The following is a 24,817-nucleotide window of genomic DNA, read 5'->3' as shown; positions in this document are numbered from 1 at the left end:
TTAAGCGTGCAAGGCCCCGCTCGCGATCCTTGGCGTTCGTTGCTAGTACGCCACGCATGACAATCAAACCCATCCACGTGGTCGGCGGCGGCCTGGCCGGCTCGGAAGCCGCCTGGCAGATCGCCGAGGCCGGCGTGCCCGTGGTGCTGCACGAGATGCGTCCCGTGCGCGGCACCGACGCGCACCAGACCGACAAGCTGGCCGAGCTTGTCTGCTCCAACTCCTTCCGCGCCGACGACTGGACCGGCAACGCCGTGGGGCTGCTGCATGCCGAGATGCGGGCGCTGGGTTCGATCATCATGTCGGCGGGGGACGCGCACCAGGTGCCGGCCGGCGGCGCGCTCGCCGTGGACCGCGAGGGCTTTTCCGAGGCCGTAACCGCGCGCCTGGAAGCCCATCCCCTGGTGACGGTCTCGCGCGAGGAGGTGGCCGGCCTGCCGCCCGCCGAATGGGACAGCGTCATCCTGGCCACCGGCCCCCTCACCTCGCCCGCCCTCTCGCAGGCGATCCTGGACCTGACCGGCGAGGGCCAGCTCTCGTTCTTCGACGCCATCGCGCCGATCGTGAACTTCGAGTCGGTGGACATGAGCGTGGCCTGGCGCCAGTCGCGCTACGACAAGGAAGGCCCCGGCGGCGACGCGGCGGCCTACATCAACTGCCCGATGGACAAGGACCAGTACGAGGCGTTCATCGACGCCTTGCTGGCTGGGCCGAAGTCGGAGTTCAAGGACTGGGAGCACGTCCCCTACTTCGACGGGTGCCTGCCGATCGAGGTGATGGCCGAGCGGGGCCGGGAGACCCTGCGCCACGGGCCGATGAAGCCGGTCGGCCTGACCAACGCCCACAAGCCGGAGGAGAAGGCCTACGCCGTCGTCCAGCTGCGCCAGGACAATGCGCTGGGCACGCTGTGGAACATGGTGGGCTTCCAGACCAAGCTGAAGCACGGCGCCCAGACCGAGATCTTCCGGATGATCCCGGGACTGGAGAAGGCTGTGTTCGCGCGCCTGGGCGGCCTGCACCGGAACACGTTCATCAACTCGCCGCGGCTGCTCGACACCAACCTGCGGCTCAAGGCCCAGCCGCGCCTGCGGTTCGCGGGCCAGGTGACCGGCGTCGAAGGCTATGTGGAGAGCGCCGCCGTCGGCCTGCTCGCCGGCCGCTTCGCCGCCGCCGAACGCCTGGGCCGGCCTATCGAGGCGCCGCCGGCCACGACCGCTCTGGGAGGACTGGTGGGCCACATCACGGGCGGGCACCTGGAGCACGGCAAGGGCAGCTTCCAGCCGATGAACATCAACTACGGACTGCTGCCGCCCATGGAAGCGCCGAAGCGCGACGCCGAGGGCAATCGGCTGGGCTCCAAGGAGAAGACCCGGCTGAAGAAGCGAGCCATGGGCGAGCGGGCGCTGTCGGACCTCAAGGCCTGGGCCGAGGGCGCGCCCGCGCTCGAACCGGCGGAATAGGTTTCGAGACGTCAGATCCGGCCGGTGGCGACGGCCGCCGTCAGCCGTAGCCGCTTCCAGAACTCGGACTTCGCCGGTTGCAGCGCCAAGGCCGCGTGGGCCACCGCCGGAAACGCCGCGGCGCTGAGGGCGCGGGCGCCGGCCCGGGCTGGAGCGGCCTCGGCCCTCACCAGGGCGTCCAGGCCTCGCCGCCCGAGCGCCCAGACGGCGCCGCCCGCCACCGCAAGCCCGGCCTCCCCTTGCGGCTCGAGCAACCGCGCCGCGACCTCGGCCGCGCGACCGGCAGTTCCCCTCGCCCACTCGACCGCCTCGAGGTCCGTCATCTGCGACGCGTCCAGTTCGCGGTAGCGGGCGTCGATCATGGCCTCCAGCGGCTCGCGCGGCAGGCCATGACGGTTGATCACGTCCGCCAGCGCCTGCGCGGTCGGATGGTGACGGACGTGGCGGCCCTCATAGACCTCGTCCAGGACCTCACGCCACCAGGTCAGGCGGATCTCGCCCAGCAGCGAGTTCGACGCCACCTTCGGCGCACGGGCCAGTTCGTGATCGTAGGCGTAGATCGCGACGACGTCGGCGCGCAGTCCGGCGTCCCCGATGAACCTGCTGGAGAGCCAGCGGTCGGGGTCGTTGCGGCGGATCAGGTCGTCGAGGTCGTCGCTCATGTGGCTCCAACGAAAAAGGCCCGCCGCGGGGGCGGGCCTTCCCGGGATTTTTCCGCCAGCTAGCCGAAGATGGTCTGCGACATGGTCATCGCAGCCAGCATCGGGATCGACAGGAGAAGATTGGTCCGCGAGCCCAGCATGGCCATCTTCGCGGCCTTGGCCTTGGTGTCGGCATCGGCCTCGACGATGCCCAGCGCGCGCTTCTGGTTCGGCCAGATGATGCCCCAGACGTTGAGCATCATGATGATGCCCAGCCACATGCCCAGGCCCAGCAGCGTGTACTGGCGGTCGAGCGCCGGGTCATAGCCGCCGGCCAGGCCCAGCGAGAGCGTCTCGGCCGAGTAGCCGCGCACGCCCGCGATCGCCAAGCCCATGATGACAGTGGCCAAGGCCGACCAGCGGAACCAGAACAGCGCCTCGGGGGCGATGTACTTCGACACGGCCGGCTTCAGCTCGGCGGGGATGTCGGGCATTTTCCGGATCTGGACGAAGTTGAAGTAGTAGAGCAGCCCGATCCACAGGATGCCGAAGAAGACGTGCAGCCAGCGGAAGACCGCCTGCCAGTAGGCCGGGCCCGTGCCCTGCGGACCGGCGGCGTAAGCGCCCACCATGATCAACGCCAGGATGACGCTGACGATGATCGTGTTGCGAAAATTGGCGAGTAGTCCAGCCATGTAACTAACCCTCTGAGTCCCTGCCCTGGCCGAGGTATAGGGCGTTTCGTTTCAGGCTGGAAGCGACGGGGACTTGGGCCTCAGACCGCGATCAGCGCGGCGGCCAGGCGACGACCTTCGGCCGTCAGCAGGTTGTAGAGCTTGGCGGCCGCCGGAGTATCCATGAATTCCAGGCCGATGCCCGCGGCGCGCAGGCCGTCGCGGATCTCGCGCGGCGGCATGGCGTTTCGCGCGCCCACCCCCAGCAGGACGAACTCGACCTCGGCGGAGCCCGCGTCGAGCACGGGCTTCAGCGAACCGAGGGTGAGCTCCCCCAGGCTGGTGACCTGCCAGCTTCGCGCCTCGTCGGCGAGAATCAGCACCGAGCCGTCGTGCCTCTGACCCGCGAGGCGGAAGCCGCCGTCGCCATAGGCGTCGATGCTCGGCGCATTCCTGGCCACCGGCCGCGCCCTACGGCCGGACGCTGGCGGGCTTCAGCGGTTCGGCCGGCTCGTCGTTCCGCTTCACGCCCCACAGAAGGATGATCGGCAGGGCGACGTAGACCGACGAATAGGTGCCGATGACGACGCCGAACACCATGGTCGAGACCAGCGGGAAGAGCACCGGACCGCCCAGGAACAGCGCGCCCGACAGCGCCAGGATGGCGGTCGAGCCGGTGATCAGCGTGCGCGAGAGTCGCTCGTTCTCCGACCGGTTGATCACCTCGCGCAGCGGCGTGGTCTTGTACTTGCGCAGGTTCTCGCGAAGCCGGTCGAAGGTGATGACCTTCTCATTCATCGAGTAGCCGATGACGGTCAGCAAGGCCGCGATCGAGGTCATGGAGAACTCGATCTGGGTCAGCGACAGCAGGCCCAGGGTGAGGATCACGTCGTGGATGACGGCGACCACGGCGCCCAGGCCGAACTGCAGCTGGAAGCGGAACCAGATGTAGCCCAGCATCAGCGCCATCGCGATGCCCAGCGCCATGAAGCCCCCGCTCATGAGCTCGCTGGAGACCTTGGGCCCGACCACCACCGGCGGCTTGAACTCCATGCCCGGGAACCTGGCGGCGAGCTTCTGCTTCACCTGCTCGGCGGCGACGAAGGTGTTCGCCCCCTCGGTGCGGAAGCGGACGATGGCGGTGTCGGGGCGACCGAAGCCCTGGACCTGCGCGTCGTGGCCGCCGGCGGCGGGAACCGCTGCGCGCAGCTCGCCCAGGGGCACCGGCCCCTTGGTGCGCACCTCGATGGCGGTGCCGCCCACGAAGTCGATGCCGAAGTTCAGACCCCGGACGACGAACGAGCCGATCGAGCCCGCGATGAGGATCGCCGAGATGACGGCGGCGAAGGGGGCCAGCCGCACGAAGTCGATATGGAATTCGCGCGGCAGGAGGCGGATGAGGGGCCACTTCATGGGACTACTCGATCGGCAGGCTCTTCGGCTTGGTCGCGCGGAACCAGAAGCCGATGAGCACTTGGGTGATGACCACGGCGGTGAACACCGAGGTGACGACGCCGATCAGGAGGGTCCAGGCGAAACCGCGGATCGGCCCCGAGCCGAACTGGAACATGATGATGGCGGAGATGGCGCTGGTGATGTTGGCGTCGAGGATCGACACCAGGGCGCGGCTGTAGCCGTGCTCCAGGGCCATGATGGGTGTTCGACCAGCGTGGGCCTCGTCGCGGACGCGCTCGTAGATCAGCACGTTGGCGTCGACGGCGACCGCCAGGGTCAGGATCAGGCCGGCGATACCCGGGAAGGTCAGCGTCGCCTGGGTCATCGACATGATGCCGAGGATCAGCAGCACGTTCACGATCAGGGCCAGGGCCGCGAAGACGCCGAACAGGCCGTAGGCCAGGACGATGAAGATCACGATCGCGATGCCGCCGATCACCAGCGAGATCGCGCCGGCCCGGATCGCGTCGGCGCCGAGTTCGGCCGATACCGTCTGCTGCTCCTGGATCGTGAGCGGCGCCGGCAGCGCCCCTGCGCGGAGCAGGATGGCCAGGTTGTTGGCGCTCTCGGTGGTGAAGTTGCCGCTGATCTGGCCCGAGCCGCCGGTGATGGGCTCGTTGATGCTGGGCGCGGAGATCACCTTGTTGTCCAGCACGATGGCGAAGCGCTTGCCGACGTTCTGGGTCGTGGCGTCGGCGAAGCGCCGCGCCCCCTGGCCGTTGAACCGGAAGTTCACCACCGGGCGGCCCGTCTGCGGGTTGAACCCGCCCTGGGCGTCGGTGAGCATCTCGCCGGTCACAAGCGCGCGGCGCTTGATGACGTAGAAGGGCTGGAAGTCGTCGCCTGGCACGAGGACCGATCCCGGAGGCACGCGGCCCTGCTGGGCCTGGGCCAGGTCGGCGGTCTCGTCCACCATCTGGAACGTCAGCTTGGCGGTCTGGCCGACGATCGCCTGCAGCCGCTTCGGGTCGCTTTCGCCCGGAGCAGCGATCGAGATCCGGTTGGCGCCCTGACGCCGGATGTCCGGCTCCTTGGTGCCCAGTTCGTCGATCCGGCGGCGGATGACCTCGATCGACTGGTCGACCGCCTTGGCCGCCTGGGAGTCCAGGGCCTGGGGCACGAACGCCACCCGGATGCGCTGGTCAGGGGCCGTACTGACGGTCACGTCGCGCCCGCCCGTAGCCATCACGGCGCCCAGGGATTCGCGCAGCGCCTTCGTCGCCTGCTCGACCTTGGTCGCGTCGTTGATCCGCACGCTCACCTCGCCGTTCACGACGCCGAGGCCCGTGAAGTCGATCTGCGCTTCGCGCAGCGTGGTGCGGCTGTCCTCGACGAGGTTCGTCAGCAGCTCGTTGCGCAGGGCCGCGGTGTCGACCTCGTAGAGCAGGTAGGATCCGCCTTGCAGGTCCAGGCCCAGGTTCAGGGTCTGCTTGGGGACGAATGACGGCAGGCTGTCCCGGACGGACTGGGGCAGCACGTTCGGGAGCGTGAAGAGGATCCCATACAGCGTCGCCAGGACGACGAGGATGACCCTCCAACGGGAGACCGTGATCATCGAGGGGGTGCTTTACGCCTTGGTGTCATTGGCCGCGGCGGGTTCGCCGCGGGCCCGCACGTCGGAAATCATGCCCTTCACCACCTTGACGGTGACGCCGGTGGCGATCTCGACGCCCACTTCCTTGTCCTCGACGCGGACGATCTTGCCGATCATGCCCGAGCTCAGCACCACGGTGTCACCGCGCTTCAGGGCGCCCAGCATGGCCTGGTGCTGCTTCATCCGCCGCTGCTGCGGCCGGATCATCAGGAAGTAGAAGAGCACGACCAGGGCGACCAGCGGCAGGAACTGCAGCAGCATGGCCTCGGGACCGCCCGCGGCGGCGCCGCCGACGGCTTGGGCATAGGCAGGGGTGGCGAACATGGCCTCTCCAGAAGTGGGCGTGCGAGCGCCCTCTCACATGGGGGCCCGCCAAAGTCGGCGGAAGCTATGCGGAGAGGCCTGCTTTTGCAATGGAACGCCTACGTGTATGGCCTGCGGCCGATGGAACCCGATCTGACGCCCCTGCTCGTCCGCATCGCCGAGGCCCTGGAACGGCTCGCGCCCCCGGTGGCGGCCGCCCCCAGCTTCGAGAGCGCGCGGCTGTTTCGGCATGATCCCGACACCGGGGCGTTCCACCCGGCGCCCGACTATCCGCTGACCCTGGACAACCTCGTGGGGGTCGATCGCCAGAAGGCGCGGTTCCTCGAGAACCTGGAGCGGTTCTCGAGTGGTCTCCCCTACAACCACGCTCTGCTGTGGGGCGTTCGTGGCACGGGCAAGAGCTCGCTGGCCAAGGCCGCCTTCATGGCCGCGGCCGAACGGTCACCCGAGCTGAGGCTGGTGGAGGTGGATCGCGACCAGGTCACCGCCCTGCCCGCCCTGTTCGACGTGCTGCGGACGCGCCCCGAGCGGTTCGTCGTGCTGTGCGACGATCTCTCGTTCGAGGAAGGCGCCGCGGCGGCCAAGGCGCTGAAGTCGGCGCTGGAAGGCGGCGTTTCGGGCCCGCCGGCCAATGTGCTGTTCGTGGCCACGTCCAACCGTCGCCATCTGATGCCGCGCGGACACCAGGAGGACCGGGGCCTGCTCTCGGCCGCAGAGGATGCTGAGGAGGAGGTCAGCGTGTCGGACCGCTTCGGACTGTGGATCGGATTCCCGCCCATGGACCAGCCAACCTATCTGGCGGCGGTCTCGGCCTACGCGGCCAAGTTCGACCTCCAGGCGCCGGACCTCGAACGCCGCGCGCTGCAGTGGGCGCAGCTCCGCGGCTCGCGCTCGGGCCGCGTGGCCTGGCAGTTCATCCGCGACCTGGCCGGCGAGCTCGGCAGGCCGCTCCCGCTTTAGGCAAAGAAAAAGGCCGGCGCATCGCACCGGCCTTTCGCTTTTCGGTAGCTGCGAGCCTTAGACGGCCTGGAGCTGGCCGGCCGAGTTCTTGCCGCTGCGCTTGTCGCGCTCCAGCTCGAAGCTGACCTTCTGGCCTTCGTTGAGGCCGCCCAGGCCGGCCCGTTCGACGGCCGAGATGTGCACGAACACGTCCGCGCCGCCATCGTCAGGCTGGATGAAGCCGAAGCCCTTGGTCGCGTTGAACCACTTCACGGTGCCTACTGCCATTTTGTTCCCTTTCCGGGTGCAAATATCTTGCGCCGACCATCGACGCTTGCATCAAATTCTCGGAGAGGTCGGGGTAGATCCGCGGGTCAGACCTTCAAGAGGCCGAAGCGGAATGCTCGCGATCCAGTGCGATATTCGATCGCTTGAACATAAGTTATTCTAGCGTTCGCGCAAGCTTGGCCGCAGATAATTTGACCCTACCCGCGACAAGTCCTTAAAAAAACTGTACTCTATCCGCTTGTCTTCATAGCGCGGCGCCCAGACGTGGCGACGCCACAGACCGGATTGGAAAGCCTACACATGCGCAACGCCCCCGAGAGAGCCGTCTTCACCGTCCTTCGCCACGAGGACGGCTGGGCGGTGGAACACGAAGGGCAACTCTCCGATGCGAGCCCCGACAAGGAGGTCGTGAAGGCGGCCGCCAACAAGCGCGCGCGCGCCGCGCAGGACGCGGGGCAGCCGTGCCAGGTGCGCATCGTCGGCGAGCACGGCTTCTTCAACGCCGCCTAGGCCGGCGATCTCGCCCTACTTCGGGAGGACCAGCGCCGGGTCGATCGGCCGGGCGCGCTCCTGAGGCGTGGGCGCGTAACGGATCTCGAAGTGCAGCTGCGGCTCAGAGACGCCGCCTGACGAGCCGGCCTGGCCGATCTGCTGGCCCTGCTCGACCTTCTGCTGCATGCGCACGTCAACCCGGCTCAGGTGGCCATAGGCCGTCACCCAGCCGTCGGCGTGCTTGATGAGCACGAGGTTGCCGAAGCCCGGCACCTGATCGCCGGCGTAGACGACGTCGCCCGCCGCGGCAGCGCGGATCGGATCCCCCGTATTGGCGCGGATATTCAGGCCGTCGTTGCGGACGCCGGTTCCCCGGCTGCCGAAGCCGGAGATCACCTGACCCTGCAGCGGCCACGCGAAGACACCGCGGCCCATCTGGCTGATCTGGGCGTCCGACACCTGCGGGCTGGCCGTGGGCGCGCCGGGCACGCCGCCAGGAGGCGCGCGGTAGGGCTGCGGCTGGTCGGGCATGACCACCGTCGGCGGTCGCGGCGCGGAACGCGGCGGCGGCAGAACCTGGCCCACCGGCGGCGGCGTGTCGAACGACGACGACGGCCGTTGGGTGGGCCGGTAGGGTTGCGGCGCGGACGGGGTCGGCGTCGGCGGAGCCTCGCTGCGCTCGGGAACCTGGGTGGTGGTAGTGAGCGGTCCGCGGTCGCGGTAGCCGGCCGGCAGGCGCAGCTTGCGGCCTGGCGCGACGGCTGCGCCGCGGCGCAGGCCATTGGCGCTGCGCAGCTCGGCCTCGGTCACGCTGAAGCGGCGGGCGATCTCCGAAAGCGTGTCGCCGCGGCCGACCACATAGGCCTTCGCCGTCCCGCCCGGGCCGCGGATCGTCTGGCCGGGCTGAAGGCGATAGGGCTTCTTCAGCTTGTTCAGCTTCGCCAGCTCGGCCACGTCGCTGTCGAGCCGGTTCGCCACGCGCTCCAGCGTGTCGCCCTTCTTGACCTTGTAGCTTTTGCCGCCGGTCGAGACGTCGACCACCCGGCCCGTGACCTCGCGGCTAGTGACCGTGCGGCCCTCGGACTCGGATGCGCGGGTCTGTGGCGGCTCGGCCTGGGGCCGGCGCGTGGACGCCCGCGGACGCTCGGCGGGGGCGACGTCGTCCTCGGCCGCCTCGGCGACTTCCTCGGCCGCGCCGCCGGCCAGCTTCAGCTTCTTGCCGGGCATCAGGGACGAGTTGCGGCCGAGGCCGTTCAGCTCGCGCAGGGCGTCCACGGTCATGCCGTTGCGCTGGGCGATCCCGAACAGGGTGTCGCCGGAGCGAACCGTATAGGTCTTGGCCTCGGAGGCGACTGCCTTTTCCCTAGAGGACTTGGAGGTCGACGCCGCGGCCTTGGCCTTGGGGTTCTTCAGCACCTGGCCGGGCTGCAGCCGGTAGGGCTTCTTCAGGCCGTTGGCCTTGGCGATGTCGTCGATCCCGGTCCCGAGACGGTCGGCAATCTCGGCGAGCGTGTCGCCCTTCTTGACGGTGTAGGTGGCCGCGGGCCCGCGCGACCGGGCGCGGGCGAAGGCGTCTTCGGCCGGCGGGGCGATGGCGCTGAGGGGCGGTTCAGGCGTCGCCTGCGCCAGGCTTGGGCGCGGCGCGAGCGGCAGAGGCGGAAGTTCGGTCTTGTCGACCTGCGGCGTCGGGCGCGGCGCCACGGCGGGCGCGTCCTGAGCCAGTCCGGCGAGCTGCTGAGGCGCGGCCTGGGCCGCCGGCGCGATCGTCGGAGCCGCGGCGGGGGGCAACGGCAGGACCGGAGCATTCACCGCGTAGCGTGGCGTGCCGCAGGCCGTCAGCGCCGTCCCGGCGAGCAGGATCAGGGCGGTTCGTTGGAAGAGGTGCGTCATCGCCGCTCCGGGGTAGCTCAAGCCAGAATCATTCGGGGCGTGAAGTGGGATGATGGCGGCGAGCCGACGCCCGCGCCAACCCGCAAAAGCCCTGCAACACGAAAAGGTCAAAGCTCCTTGGCCACGCCGTCCAGCAGCGGGACGAAGCGGACGTCGATCAGGTCTTCCACCTGGAATCCCCCCTGCCCGTCGCCGGTATAGCGGCGCAGCACTTGGACCGGACCCTTGCCGATCGGAGCCACCAGGACGCCGGTCGGCTTCAGTTGCGAAAGCAGAGCCTTCGGCTCTCCCGGCGCCGCGGCTGTGACCATAATGCGGTCAAAAGGCGCCTGCTCGGGCCACCCCTCGCCGCCGTCGCCGAAGCGGGTGATGACGTTGGTGAGGCCCAGCTCCTTGAAGCGCGCCTCGGCCTCTCGCATCAGGGTGCGGTAGCGCTCGACCGTATAGACCAGCCGGGCCAGCTTCGAGAGGATCGTCGTCTGGTAGCCGCTGCCGGTGCCGATCTCCAGCACGCGGTCGCGCCGGTCGATCTTCAGGGCCTGGGTCATGAGCCCGACCACGAACGGTTGGCTGATGGTCTGCCCGCACGCGATCGGCAAGGCCGAGTCCTCGAAGGCGCGCTCCTTGAAGAGCTCCTGGGTGAACAGCGGCCTGGGGGTCGTCTCGATGGCCGACAGCACCTTGGCGTCGGTCACGCCCTGCGAGCGCAGCGCCAGCAGCAGGCGCGCCATCCGGGTCTCGGGCGTGTCGTCCGTGTCCGCCATGTCAGGCCTTTGGGGGCGCGCCGCCGAGCACGCCTTTCAGGTCGTGGACGGTCTGCATATGGGTGAGATCGATGTGTAGGGGGGTCACCGAGATCTTGCCGTCGTAGAGGGCGCGCAGGTCCGTGCCATCCGGCGGGCTGGATCGCAGCTGCCGGAAGCCGACCCAGTAGTATTCGCGCCCGCGCAGATCGGTGCGCTTCTCGTTGTGGCGGATGTGGAAGTCGCGGAACCCCTGGCGGGTGACCTCCACCTCGGTGATGCCTTCGACCGGCCCGTTGGGGAAGTTGATGTTCAGCACCACGTCCTTGGGCCAGCCCAGCTCGACCAGGCGCTTCACGATGCCGGGGCCATAGGTCTCGGCCGCCGCGAAACTGGTCCCCTCCTCATAGAAGCCCATCTGCGACAGGGCGATGGACGGGATCCCCAGGGCCATGCCCTCGATGGCGCCGGCCACGGTGCCGGACATGGTCACGTCCTCGGCGAGGTTCGCCCCGCGGTTCACGCCCGACAGGACGAGATCGGGCTTCGCACCCGGCACCAGGTCGTTCACCCCGAGCATCACGCAGTCCGTCGGGGTGCCGGTGGTGGCGAAGCGACGCTCGGACAGCTGCCGCACGCGGATCGGATCCGCCAGGGTCAGCGCCCGGCTGGCGCCCGACTGCTCATATTCCGGAGCCACCACCCAGACATCGTCCGAGAGCGCCGCGGCGATGCGCTCCAGCGCCTCCAGGCCGTCGGCGTGGATGCCGTCGTCGTTGGTGATCAGGATCCTCACGCGGCGCCGCCGATGTGCGTCAGGCCCGGCAGGTAGGGATGCAGCGCCTGTGGGATGGCGATGCGGCCGTCCTCGTCCTGGTAGTTCTCCATGATCGCCACCAGGGTGCGGCCCACGGCGAGGCCCGAGCCGTTCAGCGTGTGGACGAAGCGGGTGCCCTTCTCTCCGGCCTTTTTAGCGCGGGCGTCCATGCGCCGGGCCTGGAAGTCGCCGCAGTTCGAGCACGAGCTGATTTCGCGGTACTTGCCCTGGCTGGGCAGCCAGACCTCGAGGTCATAGGTCTTGCGCGCGCCGAAGCCCATGTCGCCGGTACAGAGCAGCATGGTGCGGAACGGCAGCTCCAGGCGCTTCAGCACCGCCTCCGCGCAGCCGACCATCCGCTCATGCTCTTCCTCGGACTTCTCCGGGGCGACGATCGAGACCAATTCAACCTTGTTGAACTGGTGCTGGCGGATCATGCCGCGGGTGTCGCGGCCCGAAGCGCCGGCCTCTGAGCGGAAACAGGGGGTCAGCGCCGTGAAGCGCAGCGGCAGCTCCTCCTCGGCCACGATCTGGTCCATGACGAGGCTGGTCAGCGGGACCTCGGCCGTCGGGATCAGCCAGCGCCCGTCGGTGGTCTGGAACAGGTCTTCCGCGAACTTGGGCAGCTTGTCGGTGCCGTAGGCCGCCGCATCATTGACGAGCAGCGGAGGCGCGACCTCCAGGTAGCCGTGCTCCTCAGTCTGCAGATCCAGCATGAACTGGCCGATCGCGCGCTCGAGCCGGGCCAGCTGGCCCTTCAGCACGGTGAAGCGCGCGCCCGACATGCGGACCGCGGCCTCGAAGTCGAGCAGGCCCAGGCCCTCGCCGATGTCGACGTGATCCTTGGGATTGGAGATCGCGAAGGGCTCGCCCCAGCGCCGCACTTCGACGTTGTCGTGCTCGTCGGCGCCCACCGGGACGTCCGGGAACGGGATGTTGGGCAACGAGGCCAGGATCGCCTTCAGCGCCTCGCCGGCTTGGCGCTCGGCCTCGGCATGTTCCGCCTGGCCGGCCTTCAGCGCCTCGACCTGGGCCATGAGGCGCTGGGCTTCGTCCTCGTTCTTCTGGGCCTTGGCTTGACCGATCTTCTTGGAGGCGTCGTTCCGCTCCGCCTGGGCCGCCTGCCCCGCCGTCTGTGCGGCGCGCAGCTTCGCGTCCAGCTCCAGGATCTCCGCCACCTTGCCGGACGAGCCCTTCGCCGCCCACGCCTGCTCGTACAGCTCGGGGGTTTCGCGAATGGCTCGGATATCGTGCATGGGCGCCGCTGGGGATGAGGGAAGCGGTTTCTCTAGAGCGCGTCGGGAGGCGCGCCAACCCTAGACGGTGGCGACGTCGGTTCCCGGAGCGTCCTCATCCTTCTTCCGCCGGAGCTCGATCACCTTCACGCAGCCGATCGAGACGAAGTAGAGCAGCACAATCGGCGTCGCGAGCATGAGCTGGCTGATCGGGTCGGGCGGCGTGACGATCGCGGCCACCACCACCACGGCGAAGACGGCGTAGCGCCACCCCTTCCAGAGCATGGACGAGTTCACGATGCCGGCCAGGCCCAGCAGGCTCAGAACGACCGGGAGCTGGAAGCAGAGGCCGAAGGCGAGCAGCAGGGTCGTCACGAGGGTCAGGTAGTCCGACACCTTGGGCAGCAGCTCGACGGCAACACCGGCGCCCATGATCTGCTGGCTGAGCGAGAACCACAGCACGAACGGCAGGATCATGTAGTAGACGAGCGCGGCGCCCAGCAGGAACAGGATCGGCGCGGCGACCAGGAAGGGCAGGAAGGCGCGGCGCTCGCGCTTGTAGAGCCCCGGGGCCACGAAGGCGTAGACCTGCCACGCCAGCACCGGGAAGGTCAGCACGACGGCTCCGAAGCCCGCCAGCTTCAGCTTGGTGAAGAAGAATTCCAGGGGCGCCGTGAACATCAGGCGCAGGTCACCGGTGGCCGTCGGCGCCTCCTTCAGCCCCAGCAGGACGAATAGCAGGTCGAACGGGCCCGCCGAGTGTCCCTGCTTCGACGCGGCGTACATGGCCGCCGCCATTTTGAAGGGATGAAGGAGGAAATAGTAGATCTGGGGCGAGAACGCGAAACAGACGGCGAAGCCCAGGATGATGGCCGCGACGCAGATGATCAGGCGTTTGCGCAGCTCGACGAGATGGTCGAGCAGCGGCGCTCGCGACGCCTCGATTTCGGCTTCGTCGTACTCGTAGCTCACGCGTCGCCCTCAACGATCTTGCTGGAGCGCTTGCGCGACTTCGGCGTCTGGACGATCTCCGTGGCCCCCTTCGGCTTCGTGGCGCGCTTGGCCGGCGCGGCCTTCGCGGCGGCGGGCTTCGCCGGGGCCGAGCCGTTAGCCTTCTTCGCACGCGGCTTCTTCGCCGGCGCGGGCGCCTCGGAGATCTCCAGCGGCGGCGGGGGTTCGGCGGTGGTGTCGTACTGGTAGCTCATCGGCGGGTGCAGCTGGACGCCGACGTCGGACATGCTGCTCTCGATCTCACCGATCGTGCTGCGCATCTCCTGGTTCAGGTCGGTCGTGTCGCCGAACTGGCCGCGGCGCATGGCCTCGACCTCCTTGCGCAGCTCGTCCAGCTCGGACTGGCGCGCCATCTCGTCGAAGCTGGCCCGGAACTCGTTCGCCATGCCCCGCAGCTTGGCCATGAACTGGCCGAAGCGACGCAACAGGATGGGCAGGTCCTTCGGGCCCACGACGATCAACGCCACGATGGCGATGACGATGAGCTCAGACGCGCCGACTTCGGGAAGCATGGCCGTGGCCTAAACAGAAGCGCCGGCCACGATCAAGGCGGCCGGCGCGAATTGCCGTGGAGCGGCGGGCGTTCAGCCCCGCGCGCTGTCCTTCTCGTCCGCGGGAAGCGTCTTCTTGGCCTCCTGCGGGTCGTCCTCGCCCTTCAGGCCGTCGCGGAAGGCGCGGATGCCCTTGGCCGTGTCACCCATGAGCCCGGAGATCTTGCCGCGACCGCCGAACAGGAGCGCGGCGACGACCACGATCAGAAGGATATGCCAGATGCTGAGTGCGCCCATGCGCGAAACTCTCCTTGGGCGAATCTCGCGGCCCCTTGGCCGCACGCCCGTTCTCTTCAGGCCGCTATATAGTCCGTCCGGGCCGCGCAAGCCAACGCGACATGACGCTTCAGTGCGTGGGCTCGTCCTCGCCGAGGAAATCGACGTGGAATTCGGGCGCGTCGGCCTCCAGCGGTTCCTCGTCGGCGGCCAGCGCATTGGGATCGGGCATCGCGAAGTCGGGCGGCAGGTCCAGCGACAGGAGGCCCGCGGCCTTCATCTCCGCCATGCCCGGCAGGTCGGCCAGCGAGGCCAGGCCATAGTGCTCCAGGAACGAATCGGTCGTGCCGAAGGTCACCGGCCGCCCCGGCGTGCGGCGGCGGCCGCGCATCTTCACGAGGCCCAGCTCCAGCAGGACGTCGAGGGTCCCCCGGCTCGCCTGGACGCCGCGGACAGCCTCGATCTCGGCGCGGGTGACGGGCTGGTGGTAGGCGATGATCGCCAGGGTCTCCTGGGCGGCCTTCGACAGGCGGCGCGGCTCGTCGCGCTCCTCGGTCATCAGCCAGGCCAGGTCCTCGGCCGTCTGGAAGCGCCAGGCCCCGGCGACGTTGGCCAGGACCACGCCCCGCCCCTCGTAGAGCTGATAGAGCTGGGCCAGGCCCGCCTCGATGTTCGCCCCTTCCGGCAGACGCTTGGCCAGGTCGTCCACCGTCAAGGGACCAGCGGCGGCGAACAGCAGGGCTTCGATCTCGCGCGCGGTGTCGCTCATGCGGGCGCTCCGCCCTTGCGGGCCCGCAGGTAGATGTCGGCGAAGGCTTCGAGCTGCCGGGCCTCGAGCGCGCCTTCCTTCACCAGCTCAAGGCTGGCCGAAAGCGTGGAGGCCACATAGGACGCCCGACTCGGCCCCGCCGTGGGCGTCCCCATGGGCGCCACCCCGGTGAGCGGCGTCCAGCGCTCCAGGTCGGGCAGCAGGCGGCGCAGGCGGTCGCGGGCGTCCTCGAGCGGATAGGCGGTCGGGACCTGCGGCTTGTAGCTGCGCTGCGCCTCCTTTTGGCGCTGGGCGATATAGGCGCTCATGAGTTCGTAGAGGTCGCCCTCGATCCGGCCCGAGGGGACGATGCGGATGGCTTCCGGGTCGCCGCGCCCGAAGACGTCGCGGCCGAGCTGAGGTCCGTTCATCAGCGTGTCGGCGGCGTTGCGCATGGCTTCCAGCTTGGCCAGGCGGAACGCCAGCCGCTGGGCCATCTCCTCGGCCGGCGCCTCCTCGGCCTTCGGCTGCTCCGGCTTCGGCAGCAGGAGGCGCGATTTCAGGTAGGCCAGCCATGCCGCCATCACGAGGTAGTCGGCCGCCAGGCTGAAGCGGCGACGGCGCGCCTCCTGCACGAAGGAAAGATACTGCTCCGCCAGCTTCAGGATCGATAGCTGCAGAAGGTCGACCTTCTGGGTGCGGGCCAGGGCGAGCAGGACGTGCAGCGGGCCCTCGAAGCCGTCGATATCGACGATCAGGGCCTCGCCGTCTTCGACCGCGTTGTCGACGGCCGCGAAGTCGAGACTGGGCTGGAAACCGCCGCTCATGCCGCCAGCCTACCCTTGAAGGCCGCTTCGAAGCGAGCGCGACCCGCGACGACGTCGAAGGGCTCGGGCGAGCGGGGCCGCCGCGCCAGCGCCGCCCCGGCCCGCCGCTTCGCCTGACCGGTCAACGCCCCCGCGCCGGCCGCGACCGCCCGCATCTCCGCCATGTCGCCGTTGCAGTGCAGGACCACGTCGCAGCCTGCCCGGCGCGCAGCCTCCGCCCGTGCTCGGAAGTCCCCGGACAGCGCCCGCATCGACAGGTCGTCGCTGATCAGCAGGCCGCCGAAGCCGATCGCGCCGCGCACCACGTTGCGGATCACGGTGCGTGAGGTGGTGGCCGGGCGAAGAGGGTCGAAGGCGGCGTAGACGACGTGGGCCGTCATCGCCATCGGCATGTCCGACAGCGCCCGGAAAGGGGCGAAATCGCGCGCGGCGAGTTCGTCGGCCCCCGCCTCCACCGTCGGCAGCGCCTGGTGGCTGTCGTCGCGCGCCCTGCCGTGGCCCGGCACGTGCTTCATGACCGGCAGGACGCCGCCGGCGATCAGCCCCTCGGCGGCGGCGCGACCCAGGGCGGCGACCTCGTCGGGCGTGTCGGCATAGGCGCGATCGCCGATCACCGCATCGCCGTCGGGCGTGGGCACGTCCAGCACCGGCAGGCAGTCGACGTCGATGCCGACGGCGTTGAGGTCATGGGCGATCAGGCGGGCGCCGAGCCGGGCGATCTCGCGGCGGCCGAGCACGCCGTCGGCCGGAAGGTCGCCGTAGGCGCGGCCTGGCGGATAGGCGGGCCAGTGGGGCGGCTTCAGCCGCTGGACCCGTCCGCCTTCCTGGTCGATCAGGATCGGCGCCTCCCTGCGCCCGACCGCCTCGCGCAGCGACCCTGTCAGCGCCCTCACCTGTTCCGGCGTCTCGATGTTGCGCCCGAAGAGGATGAAGCCCCAAGGTCGGGCCTCGGCGAACAAGGCCCGCTCCGCCTTGGTCAGGACCGTACCGGCGCAGCCCAGGATGCAGGCGCCGGTGGTCACCGGACGAAGCAGCTCTTCCCGGAGGCCTGGAGCTTGGCGCAGAACGCCTGGGCGTCGGCCCTGGAGGAGAAGCCCGTGACCGCCGTGCGGTAGAGTGTGCCGCCGTTCTTCTCGATCTTCTCGACGCTCTTACCCTTGCCGGCGCCCAGGCCGGGCGCCGCGGCGATGGCGTCCTTGAAGGCCTTGTCGGCCAGCGCGGTCGACGACACGGCGCCGATCTGCACCACCGCGCCGCCGGACGCGGGCTTGGCCACGGGCGCGGGCTCTTCCTTCTTGGCGGGCGGCGGCGCGGGCTTGGGGGCCGGCGGCGCAGCGGCGACCTTCTGGACCGGGGCCGGCGCGGGCGTCGGAGCGGCAGGGATGGCGGGCTTGAGCGCCTGGCTGGTGGCGGCCGGCGGCGCGGCCTGGACGGGCGGCGCCTGGGTGACCACCACCTTCGGCGTCGGCATCGGCCGCGGGGCCGGCTCCTCGGGCGGCGGGGTGAAGGTCGGCGACGTCTCCATCGGCGCGCTCTCGTCCGAGCGATAGATCTGCAGGCCGGCGGCCGGGTCCTGCGGCTGCGCCTCGGGCGGGGCGGCGGACTTGATGCCGGCCACGGGGGCGCCCACGGTCTGCGGCGCCTGGCCGGCCTGGCGGACGCCCGACTGGTAAAAGACGAAGATCGCAGCCACGAGGGCGGCGAGCACCAGGACGCTGAGGATCAGGGTGAAGGGGATCGGCCGGGCGCCGCGCACGGGCTGGCGCGGATCAAAGCTCAGCGGGGCGTCGGCGGTGGGCGGCGTATAGGCGCCGCGCTCGTGGTCGGACATCGCGAGGGCTCCGAGAGGCTCCAGCGGCGCGAATCGCGCGCGTTCGGGGGCAGTCTATCGGAGCTCGCAAGGACCGGAGTGTGGCGGCCCGCCATTTTCTGTGGGCTATCGGCCCAGGGCTTCCAGGTCGGTCGTGTCCATCCCATAGCGATGGAACAGCGAGCGCAGCTCGCGGAGCTCGTCGCTGGAGGTCTTGCCCGGCCGCAGCTGGATCTCGACGTTGCGGCCGCGGTTCGCGGCGCGCTGGACGGCCGAGATCTTCTTGAGCCACCAGAAGAAGGCGCCTTCATCGCCCGGCGAATGGAAGATCGGCCCACGGACCGAGAGCACGGTCACGGCTCAGTTCCAGATATCGAGGTGGAACAGCTTGCGGTGTTCCTCGATGGCGAAGCGGTCGGTCATGCCCGCGATGTAGTCGCAGACCACCCTCGCCCGTCCCGCTTCGTCGCGCCCCTGCGTCCGGTCGAACCACTCAGCCGGCAAGACGTCGGGCTCGGCCATGAACAGCTGGAACATCTCGGCCAGGATGCGGCGCGCCTGGCTGCGGGTGCGGTTGACCTTCCAGTGGCGGTACATCCGGTCCATCAGGAAGCGGCGCAGCGCGCCCAGGTCCTCGACCATATCGCGCGAGAACGAGACCAGTGCATGGCCCAGCAGGCGCACGTCCTCGGGCGAGGAGACCTTGCCGGCGGCCGCGCGGCGGGCCGTCTCGGTCAGGACGTCGTCGACCATCGCGCCGATCATGCGCCGCACGGCCTCCAGGCGCAGGATGCCGTCCTCGACGTCAGGATAGTCGGCGCGGGCACTGATCACGTGCGGCCCGATCAGCGGCACCTCGGCCAGTTCGTCCAGGTTGAACAGCCCGGCCAGCACGCCGTCGTCGACGTCGTGGTTGTTGTAGGCGATGTCGTCGGCCAGCGCCGCGACCTGGGCCTCGGCCGACGCCCAGGTGTCGAGCCGTAGGCCGTACTGGGCGTCGAACTCGGAGATGGCGCTCCAGGACGGCTTGGCCAGTTGGTCCACCACGGGGCCGTTGTGCTTGATGACGCCTTCCAGCGTCTCCCACGCCAGGTTCAGGCCGTCGAACCGCGGATAGCGGCGCTCCAGCTTGGTCACGACGCGGAACGTCTGAACGTTGTGGTCGAAGCCGCCGAAGCCCTGCATCTGGACCTGCAGCTCGTCCTCCCCGGCGTGGCCGAACGGGGGGTGGCCCAGGTCGTGGGCGAGCGCGATCGTCTCGGCGAGGTCGGGGTCCAACCCCATCGCCGTGGCCAGGGAGCGCGCGATCTGGGCCACTTCCAGGCTGTGGGTCAGGCGCGTGCGGAAGTGGTCCCCCTCGTGCGCCACGAAGACCTGGGTCTTCTCCTTCAACCGCCGGAACGCGGTGGAGTGGATGATCCGGTCGCGGTCGCGGGCGAAGTCTGTGCGCGTGCGACTGGCCGCCTCCGGGACCTTGCGGCCCCGCGACGTGGCGGGATTTTCGGCGAAGGATGCGCGGGGCGGGATAGAGGACGCCATCAAACCATTCTATCTAGGCCTCTTGGTCGAGGCCGCTGGGGCCCTCATATAGTCGCAAGGGCGCAATCGTCTAACAGAGCATGACCACAACCGACGTCACCCTCTCTTCCGCCGCGGCGGACCGGATCCGCGCCATCGGGGCCAAGGAAGGTCGTCCGGTGATGCTTCGCGTCGCGGTCGAAGGCGGCGGCTGCTCTGGCTTCCAGTATCAGTTCGACCTGGTCGAGGCGGCCGGCGACGACGATCTGCGGGTGGAACGCGACGGCGCTGCGGCGCTCGTGGACGTGGTCTCACTGGCGCTGCTGAAGGGCTCCGAGATCGACTTCGTGGACGAGTTGGCCGGCGCCGAGTTCCGGGTGCGCAACCCGAACGCCAAGTCCAGCTGCGGGTGCGGCGTCAGCTTTTCGATCTAGCGAGCGGCCGGCCGGCGCCGCTTCGGCGGGCGCTTCCTGGATCTTCACGCCCGGGGGCGGGCGAAACAGCCCCGGCGGCTCGGGCAGTCCCCGCTCGTAGCTGTCATAGTGGACGATGAGCTTCGGCTGACCATCCTGCACATAGGTGATCATCAGAGGCCGCCCCGCCTGGTCGTCCATCAGGATCGACAGGCTGGCGCCCGCGATCGCATAGGTGTGGATCGCAGCGTCGATGTCGCCCCACCGAACCTTGGACTTGGGGGTGGGCGCGCGGAGCGCGACGAACTCGAGCTCGCAACCATACTCCAGCGCGAGGAATTCGGGCGGCGCGCCGCCCAGGGGCACGATGGGCGCGCGCACTTCCAGCGCGGGATCCTTGTCCAGCGAATGCCGGCCTTCCCGGCTGGCCGTGTCGATGAGCCAGATGTCGGGCTCCGCGACGATCACCAGCGCCTGGCGCGCCATCGGCGTCCCCTTCGCGTCCTGCAACGCGGCCGACACCACCGGCTGTTCGAGGGTGCGGAGGAACTGCCCCCCCTTTCGCCACATCGTCTTGGGCTGAGCCCTCGGATCCACGGCTTGCAGGCCTGGCGTCAGGTTCCGGAAGGTCATGCTCACCAGCGCCGGGGGACGGCAAGGCGGCATCACGGTCGGCGCGGCCGGTCGCGACGGCGCGGGCCTGGGGGATCCCACCTGCGCCTGCGCGGCGCCGGCTGTGAGCGCGGCCAGGATCGCGAGGGAGCGGAGTAGCGTCATGCCGCCAGGGTTCACGGCCGGGCCCGGCGGTCAAGCCGCCGCCACGCCACAGGAGTGGCCGCCGTTCGCGGTTGAGCCGGACGCGCCGCGCCCCTAGGTTCGCCCCACCTTCGCCGGAGCCCTCGATGCGCATCGCCACCTGGAACGTGAACTCGGTCAACGCCCGGCTGGAGACGGTGGTCCGCTGGTTCGAGGAGGCCAAGCCGGACGTCGCCTGCCTTCAGGAAATCAAGTGCGTCGACGAGAAGTTCCCCGCCGAAGCCTTTGAACGTCTTGGCTATAACGTCGCCGTCCACGGCCAGAAGACCTACAACGGTGTGGCCTTGCTCTCGAAGACGCCCCTTGAGGATGTCCGAAAGGGCCTGCCCGGCGACGACGGCGACGAGCAGGCGCGGTATATCGAGGCCGTGGTCTCGGGTCCGGAACCCGTGAGGGTGGCGTCCATCTACCTGCCCAACGGCAATCCGATCGGCACCGAGAAGTTCGCCTACAAGCTCGGCTGGATGGCCCGCCTGAATGCCCACGCGCGCGAGTTGCTGGCGCTGGAGGAGCCCTTCGTCCTGACCGGCGACTACAACGTCATCCCCGAGCCCCGCGACGCCGAATTTCCCAAGAACTGGGTGGAAGACGCCCTTTTCCAGCCCGAGAGCCGGGCGGCGTTTCGGGCGCTGAAGAACCTTGGCTTGACGGAAGCCTACCTGCAGGCCGATGGCGCGCCGGGCGCCTACACCTTCTGGGACTACCAGGCCGGCGCCTGGCAGCGGAACAACGGGATCCGCATCGACCACGCCCTGCTCTCCCCGCAGGCCGCCGACAGGCTGGCGGGCGTTTCCATCCATCGCGACGTGCGCGCCTGGGAAAAGCCGTCCGACCACGTGCCGCTGGTGGTCGAACTGGACCTGTAGCGCCGCTTAGCCGACTCACCGAAACGGCGTAGCCTCGTTACATGGACGAGGTCGCGCGGCTCCTGACGCTGCTCGCACTCCTGGGCGGCGCCATGACGCTCCTGGGCGGCGCCTGCGTGTGGTTCCTTGACGAGTCGCGCCGGATCCAGCGCACCCTCACCCAGGCGCTCGGGACGCCGCCGCAGCCGATGCTGGTCGCGCGGGGCCGTGGTGTGGGCATCGGCTTCGACCTCGCCCGGCAACTGGTCGTGGTCACCTGGGACCGGGGCGGCTGGCAGCTCACCTACAGGCTGGACGAACTGGTCGGCGTCGAGCTGGTCGTCGATCGCCAGGTGGCGGCGCGCGCCTTCCGCGGCGAACCGCGCCGGGCGCTGGATCAACTGGCCGACCCGCAGGAGGGCGTGCGGCTGCGCTTCGTGTTCGACGACCCCGGCCACCCGGACTTCGAGATGGACATCTGGGTTCAGGAAGACGACGGCCGGCGCGGCCGGCTATACGCCGACGAGGCCCTGCGCGAGGCCAATCGCTGGATGGCGCGGATGGAATCGATCCTGCGCCGTCCGGTCACGAAGCCGGCCCCCGCGCCCGTCGCCGCGTCGCCGCCCGCCCCCGAGCCGCAGCCGCAGCCGCACGACTTTCCGCCCCAGGCCCGCCCGGCGGCGCGCCAGCCGGCCGGCCCCCTCTTCGGCGACGAGGTCTTCGACGATGACGAGGAGGATCCCGTCCGCTGACGGCGCTCAGCCCAGGGCGAAGTCGACCGCGGCCTCGCAATGGGCCACGGCGGTGTCGACGGTGGGCAGCGGCATGTCGGCAGGATCCAGCAACAGCCCGATCTCGGTACAGCCGAAGATGATCCCGTCGGCCCCGGCCGCGCGGCCCCGCTCGATCATCTCGAGAACCACCGTCTTGGACTCGGGCCGGATCACGCCCTGGCAGAGCTCATCGTAGATGATGGCGTGCAGACGGTCGCGGTCCGCCTTCTCCGGCGTCAGCGCCGGCAGGCCCAGCTCGGCCAGGCGATCGCGATAGAACGTCTTCTCCATCGTGAAGCGGGTGGCGAGCAGCAGCGGCCTTGTCACGCGCCTGGCCTTCAACGCCACCGCCGTGGCGTCGGCGATGTGGATCACCGGGGCGGACACCGCCGCCCGGATATGGGGCGCATTCAGGTGCATCGTGTTGGCGCAGATCACGATGGCCTGCGCGCCGGCCGTCTCCAGCTTTCGCGCGGCGTTTGCCAGGATGGCGCCGGTGGCCTCCCAGTCGTCCTCGGACTGCAGCGCCGCCACCGGCGCGAAGTCCACCGACCACATGACGAGTTCGCACGAGTGCAGGCCGCCCAGCCGCTCGCGCACCAGACGGGTGAGCTCGCGGTAATAGACGGTCGTGCTCTCGGCGCTGATCCCGCCGATCAGACCCAGCGTCTTCACGGTCAGATGTCCGCGTAGACGTGGGTCTCGGCCTCGGCGCCGGGATGGGTCACCGCGCCCAGATGGGCTGGACCAACCCCTTGCGCGAACTTCCAGATCGCGCCGGTCTGGTAGTTGGTCCTGCGAGGCTCCCAGTCGCGCGCGCGGTGCTCCAACTCGATGGGGTCGACCTCAAGCTCGATGGTTCCGGCGTCGGCGTCGATGGAGATGATGTCGCCATCCTTGACCAACGCGATCGGCCCACCGGCCTGAGCCTCGGGCCCCACGTGGCCGATGCAGAGGCCCCGCGTCGCGCCCGAGAACCGTCCATCGGTGATGAGCGCGATGTTCTCCACGCCCTGGCCTTTGATCGCGGCGGTGGTGGACAGCATTTCGCGCATGCCGGGACCACCCTTCGGGCCCTCGTAGCGGATCACCAGGACGTCGCCTTCCTTGTAGTCGCGCGCCTCGACGGCGGCGAAGCAGGCCTCCTCGCCGTCGAACACGCGGGCCGGCCCGCGATGCTTGGTATGCTTCAGGCCCGCCACCTTCACGATGGCGCCGTCCGGGGCGAGCGAGCCCCACAGCCCCACAACGCCGCCGGTGGGCGAGAACGGATTTGAGACCGGCCGGATCACGTCCTGGTCGGGGTTCCAGACCACGCCTTCAAGGTTCTCGCGGATGGTCTTGCCCGTAACCGTCATGCAGTCGCCATGGATCAGGCCTGCATCGAGCAGCGTGCGCAGGAGCATCGGCACGCCGCCCGCCTCGCCCATCTTCTTGGCCGGATATTTCCCGCCCGGCATCAGGTCGGTGAGGTACGGCGTCTTCTTCATGATCTCGGCGACGTCGCGGAGGGTGAAGCTGATGCCGCACTCGTTCGCCATGGCCGGCAGGTGCAGGCCGCCGTTGGTGGAGCCTCCCGTGGCGGCGATCACGACGGCCGCGTTCTCGAAGGCCTCGCGCGTGCAGATGTCGCGCGGACGGATGTTGCGCTCCAGCAGCGCCATCACAGCCTCGCCCGTGGCGACCGCGTACTGGTCGCGGTCGAGGTAGACGGCCGGCAAGGCCGACGACAGCGGGAGGGCCAGGCCGATGGCCTCGGACACGCAGGCCATGGTGTTGGCGGTGTACTGGCCGCCGCAGGCGCCGTCGCCCGGACAGGCGTGCTGTTCCAGGTCGCAGAGGTCGTCCAGGCTCATGGTCCCGGCCGAGTGCGCGCCCACCGCCTCGAACATGTCCTGGACGGTCACTTCCTTGCCGCGCCAGACGCCGGGCAGGATCGAGCCGCCATAGATGAAGGCCGAGGGCACGTTGAGGCGCAGCATCGCCATCATCATGCCGGGCAGGCTCTTGTCGCAGCCGGCGACGCCGACCAGGGCGTCGTAGGCATGCCCTCGCATGGTCAGCTCAACCGAGTCGGCGATCACCTCGCGGCTGACCAGCGAGCTGCGCATGCCCTCGTGGCCCATGGCGATGCCGTCGGTCACCGTGATGGTGCAGAACTCGCGCGGCGTGCCGCCGGCCCGCTTCACCCCCTCGGCAGCGGCGTTCGCCTGGCGCATCAGCGCCGTGTTGCAGGGCGCGGCCTGATTCCAGCAGGACGCCACCCCGACGAACGGCTGGGCGATCTCGCGGCTGCCAAGGCCCATCGCGTAGTAATACGACCGGTGCGGCGCGCGCGCCGGCCCCTCGGTGGTGTGGCGGCTAGGCAGGTGGGTCTTGTCCCAGGATCCGTCCGGCTTGCGATGCATGCGAGGGCCTCCGACTTACGCGCGCGCCCTCTCTAAGGTCCGCTGGCGCAGGACGGAAGAGCCGAAGCCGCCAAGCCTCAAAACTCCACTTTGACGTGCGCGGCGGCTTGCTGCGCCCCTGAATGCTGCACCGCCGACGAAGCGCCGCCGCTGCATAACAGCGATCCCTTATTTCCTAAGGTTTCCTATCATTTCGCGATTGCGAAATTGCGACCGATTATCGGCCCATTTCCGGCAGCCAAAAACAAAGAAGGCGCGCCGTTCGCGCGCCTTCAGGTTGTCATTGGGATGAACAAAGTCAGAAACCGATGGATGATTGCCTATAAATT

28 protein-coding genes are annotated in these 24,817 nt (G+C 69.3%); 6 read left to right on the top strand and 22 right to left on the bottom strand.

The window, feature by feature from the left end:
* Positions 1-56 precede the first annotated feature (56 nt).
* Positions 57-1,460, top strand: coding sequence for a methylenetetrahydrofolate--tRNA-(uracil(54)-C(5))-methyltransferase (FADH(2)-oxidizing) TrmFO (gene trmFO, locus ACODSY_RS14225; RefSeq protein ID WP_488952412.1), 1,404 nt, complete (start codon positions 57-59; stop codon positions 1,458-1,460).
* Positions 1,461-1,471: 11 nt separating this feature from the next.
* On the opposite strand, the gene ACODSY_RS14220 is transcribed toward trmFO, so the two are convergent.
* The 6 genes from ACODSY_RS14220 to yajC form a co-directional block, all read right to left on the bottom strand.
* On the bottom strand, positions 1,472-2,122 hold the full coding sequence (locus ACODSY_RS14220; RefSeq protein ID WP_488952411.1) for a squalene/phytoene synthase family protein: 651 nt from the start codon (positions 2,120-2,122) through the stop codon (positions 1,472-1,474).
* A 59-nt stretch (positions 2,123-2,181) separates the two neighbouring features.
* Positions 2,182-2,796: a hypothetical protein gene (locus tag ACODSY_RS14215; RefSeq protein ID WP_488952410.1), complete on the bottom strand. Its 615-nt coding sequence runs from the start codon at positions 2,794-2,796 to the stop codon at positions 2,182-2,184.
* An 80-nt stretch (positions 2,797-2,876) separates the two neighbouring features.
* The gene (locus tag ACODSY_RS14210) at positions 2,877-3,236 is read right to left on the bottom strand and encodes an Mth938-like domain-containing protein (RefSeq protein WP_488952409.1); all 360 of its coding nucleotides are present in this window, start codon (positions 3,234-3,236) and stop codon (positions 2,877-2,879) included.
* A gap of 10 nt (positions 3,237-3,246) precedes the next feature.
* A complete protein-coding gene (gene secF, locus ACODSY_RS14205; protein ID WP_488952408.1) occupies positions 3,247-4,188 on the bottom strand; it encodes a protein translocase subunit SecF in 942 nt (313 codons plus the stop codon).
* Positions 4,189-4,192: 4 nt separating this feature from the next.
* On the bottom strand, positions 4,193-5,785 hold the full coding sequence (gene secD / locus ACODSY_RS14200; RefSeq protein WP_488952407.1) for a protein translocase subunit SecD: 1,593 nt from the start codon (positions 5,783-5,785) through the stop codon (positions 4,193-4,195).
* A 12-nt stretch (positions 5,786-5,797) separates the two neighbouring features.
* The gene (yajC, locus tag ACODSY_RS14195) at positions 5,798-6,085 is read right to left on the bottom strand and encodes a preprotein translocase subunit YajC (RefSeq protein WP_488952496.1); all 288 of its coding nucleotides are present in this window, start codon (positions 6,083-6,085) and stop codon (positions 5,798-5,800) included.
* A gap of 183 nt (positions 6,086-6,268) precedes the next feature.
* On the opposite strand from yajC, the gene ACODSY_RS14190 reads away from it, so the two are divergent.
* Positions 6,269-7,108, top strand: coding sequence for an ATP-binding protein (locus tag ACODSY_RS14190; RefSeq protein WP_488952406.1), 840 nt, complete (start codon positions 6,269-6,271; stop codon positions 7,106-7,108).
* Between the two features lie 57 nt (positions 7,109-7,165).
* Here ACODSY_RS14190 and ACODSY_RS14185 read toward each other — a convergent pair whose 3' ends face one another.
* Entirely contained in the window at positions 7,166-7,375 is a 210-nt protein-coding gene (locus ACODSY_RS14185) for a cold-shock protein (protein WP_488952405.1), read from the bottom strand.
* Between the two features lie 300 nt (positions 7,376-7,675).
* On the opposite strand from ACODSY_RS14185, the gene ACODSY_RS14180 reads away from it, so the two are divergent.
* A complete protein-coding gene (locus ACODSY_RS14180) occupies positions 7,676-7,885 on the top strand; it encodes a hypothetical protein (RefSeq protein ID WP_488952404.1) in 210 nt (69 codons plus the stop codon).
* A 15-nt stretch (positions 7,886-7,900) separates the two neighbouring features.
* On the opposite strand, the gene ACODSY_RS14175 is transcribed toward ACODSY_RS14180, so the two are convergent.
* From ACODSY_RS14175 to ACODSY_RS14115, 13 genes are all read right to left on the bottom strand, one after another.
* Positions 7,901-9,757: a LysM peptidoglycan-binding domain-containing protein gene (locus tag ACODSY_RS14175; RefSeq protein ID WP_488952403.1), complete on the bottom strand. Its 1,857-nt coding sequence runs from the start codon at positions 9,755-9,757 to the stop codon at positions 7,901-7,903.
* A 107-nt stretch (positions 9,758-9,864) separates the two neighbouring features.
* Positions 9,865-10,521 carry a protein-L-isoaspartate(D-aspartate) O-methyltransferase gene (locus ACODSY_RS14170; RefSeq protein WP_488952402.1) on the bottom strand — a complete coding sequence of 219 codons (657 nt, stop codon included), beginning with the start codon at positions 10,519-10,521 and terminating at the stop codon, positions 9,865-9,867.
* Between the two features lies 1 nt (position 10,522).
* Positions 10,523-11,296, bottom strand: coding sequence for a 5'/3'-nucleotidase SurE (gene surE, locus ACODSY_RS14165; protein ID WP_488952401.1), 774 nt, complete (start codon positions 11,294-11,296; stop codon positions 10,523-10,525).
* Positions 11,293-12,573 (bottom strand): serine--tRNA ligase, encoded by a 1,281-nt coding sequence (gene serS / locus ACODSY_RS14160; protein ID WP_488952400.1) that lies wholly within the window; start codon positions 12,571-12,573, stop codon positions 11,293-11,295. The genes surE and serS overlap by 4 nt, the downstream gene beginning before the upstream one ends.
* A 60-nt stretch (positions 12,574-12,633) precedes the next feature.
* Positions 12,634-13,524, bottom strand: coding sequence for a twin-arginine translocase subunit TatC (gene tatC / locus ACODSY_RS14155; RefSeq protein WP_488952399.1), 891 nt, complete (start codon positions 13,522-13,524; stop codon positions 12,634-12,636).
* Positions 13,521-14,075: a Sec-independent protein translocase protein TatB gene (gene tatB / locus ACODSY_RS14150; RefSeq protein WP_488952398.1), complete on the bottom strand. Its 555-nt coding sequence runs from the start codon at positions 14,073-14,075 to the stop codon at positions 13,521-13,523. Before tatB ends, tatC begins: the two co-directional genes overlap by 4 nt.
* A 72-nt stretch (positions 14,076-14,147) precedes the next feature.
* The gene (gene tatA / locus ACODSY_RS14145; RefSeq protein WP_488952397.1) at positions 14,148-14,351 is read right to left on the bottom strand and encodes a twin-arginine translocase TatA/TatE family subunit; all 204 of its coding nucleotides are present in this window, start codon (positions 14,349-14,351) and stop codon (positions 14,148-14,150) included.
* A 109-nt stretch (positions 14,352-14,460) separates the two neighbouring features.
* Positions 14,461-15,099, bottom strand: a complete 639-nt coding sequence (gene scpB, locus ACODSY_RS14140; protein ID WP_488952396.1) for an SMC-Scp complex subunit ScpB — start codon at positions 15,097-15,099, stop codon at positions 14,461-14,463.
* On the bottom strand, positions 15,096-15,905 hold the full coding sequence (locus ACODSY_RS14135; protein ID WP_488952395.1) for a segregation and condensation protein A: 810 nt from the start codon (positions 15,903-15,905) through the stop codon (positions 15,096-15,098). The genes scpB and ACODSY_RS14135 overlap by 4 nt, the downstream gene beginning before the upstream one ends.
* Positions 15,902-16,927, bottom strand: coding sequence for a beta-N-acetylhexosaminidase (gene nagZ / locus ACODSY_RS14130; RefSeq protein WP_488952394.1), 1,026 nt, complete (start codon positions 16,925-16,927; stop codon positions 15,902-15,904). Before nagZ ends, ACODSY_RS14135 begins: the two co-directional genes overlap by 4 nt.
* The gene (gene ftsN, locus ACODSY_RS14125; protein WP_488952393.1) at positions 16,924-17,736 is read right to left on the bottom strand and encodes a cell division protein FtsN; all 813 of its coding nucleotides are present in this window, start codon (positions 17,734-17,736) and stop codon (positions 16,924-16,926) included. The genes nagZ and ftsN overlap by 4 nt, the downstream gene beginning before the upstream one ends.
* A gap of 105 nt (positions 17,737-17,841) precedes the next feature.
* Positions 17,842-18,072 carry a hypothetical protein gene (locus ACODSY_RS14120; RefSeq protein ID WP_488952392.1) on the bottom strand — a complete coding sequence of 77 codons (231 nt, stop codon included), beginning with the start codon at positions 18,070-18,072 and terminating at the stop codon, positions 17,842-17,844.
* A 3-nt stretch (positions 18,073-18,075) separates the two neighbouring features.
* On the bottom strand, positions 18,076-19,254 hold the full coding sequence (locus ACODSY_RS14115; protein WP_488952391.1) for a deoxyguanosinetriphosphate triphosphohydrolase: 1,179 nt from the start codon (positions 19,252-19,254) through the stop codon (positions 18,076-18,078).
* A gap of 80 nt (positions 19,255-19,334) precedes the next feature.
* Between ACODSY_RS14115 and erpA the strand changes: the two genes are divergently transcribed.
* From erpA to ACODSY_RS14100, 3 genes are all read left to right on the top strand, one after another.
* The gene (gene erpA / locus ACODSY_RS14110; RefSeq protein ID WP_488952390.1) at positions 19,335-19,667 is read left to right on the top strand and encodes an iron-sulfur cluster insertion protein ErpA; all 333 of its coding nucleotides are present in this window, start codon (positions 19,335-19,337) and stop codon (positions 19,665-19,667) included.
* Between the two features lie 881 nt (positions 19,668-20,548).
* Positions 20,549-21,328 carry an exodeoxyribonuclease III gene (xth, locus tag ACODSY_RS14105; RefSeq protein WP_488952389.1) on the top strand — a complete coding sequence of 260 codons (780 nt, stop codon included), beginning with the start codon at positions 20,549-20,551 and terminating at the stop codon, positions 21,326-21,328.
* Between the two features lie 41 nt (positions 21,329-21,369).
* Positions 21,370-22,059: a hypothetical protein gene (locus ACODSY_RS14100; protein WP_488952388.1), complete on the top strand. Its 690-nt coding sequence runs from the start codon at positions 21,370-21,372 to the stop codon at positions 22,057-22,059.
* 6 nt (positions 22,060-22,065) lie between these two features.
* Here ACODSY_RS14100 and ACODSY_RS14095 read toward each other — a convergent pair whose 3' ends face one another.
* Both ACODSY_RS14095 and ilvD read right to left on the bottom strand, forming a co-directional pair.
* Complete coding sequence (locus ACODSY_RS14095) at positions 22,066-22,755, bottom strand: aspartate/glutamate racemase family protein (RefSeq protein WP_488952387.1); 690 nt, start codon at positions 22,753-22,755, stop codon at positions 22,066-22,068.
* A 2-nt stretch (positions 22,756-22,757) separates the two neighbouring features.
* Positions 22,758-24,488 (bottom strand): dihydroxy-acid dehydratase, encoded by a 1,731-nt coding sequence (gene ilvD, locus ACODSY_RS14090; protein WP_488952386.1) that lies wholly within the window; start codon positions 24,486-24,488, stop codon positions 22,758-22,760.
* Between the last annotated feature and the right edge of the window lie 329 nt (positions 24,489-24,817).

The organism is Phenylobacterium sp. FG114 (genome assembly GCF_057809855.1).
Note: the sequence above shows the minus strand (reverse complement) of the source record. Positions and strands in the feature narration are given on the sequence as shown.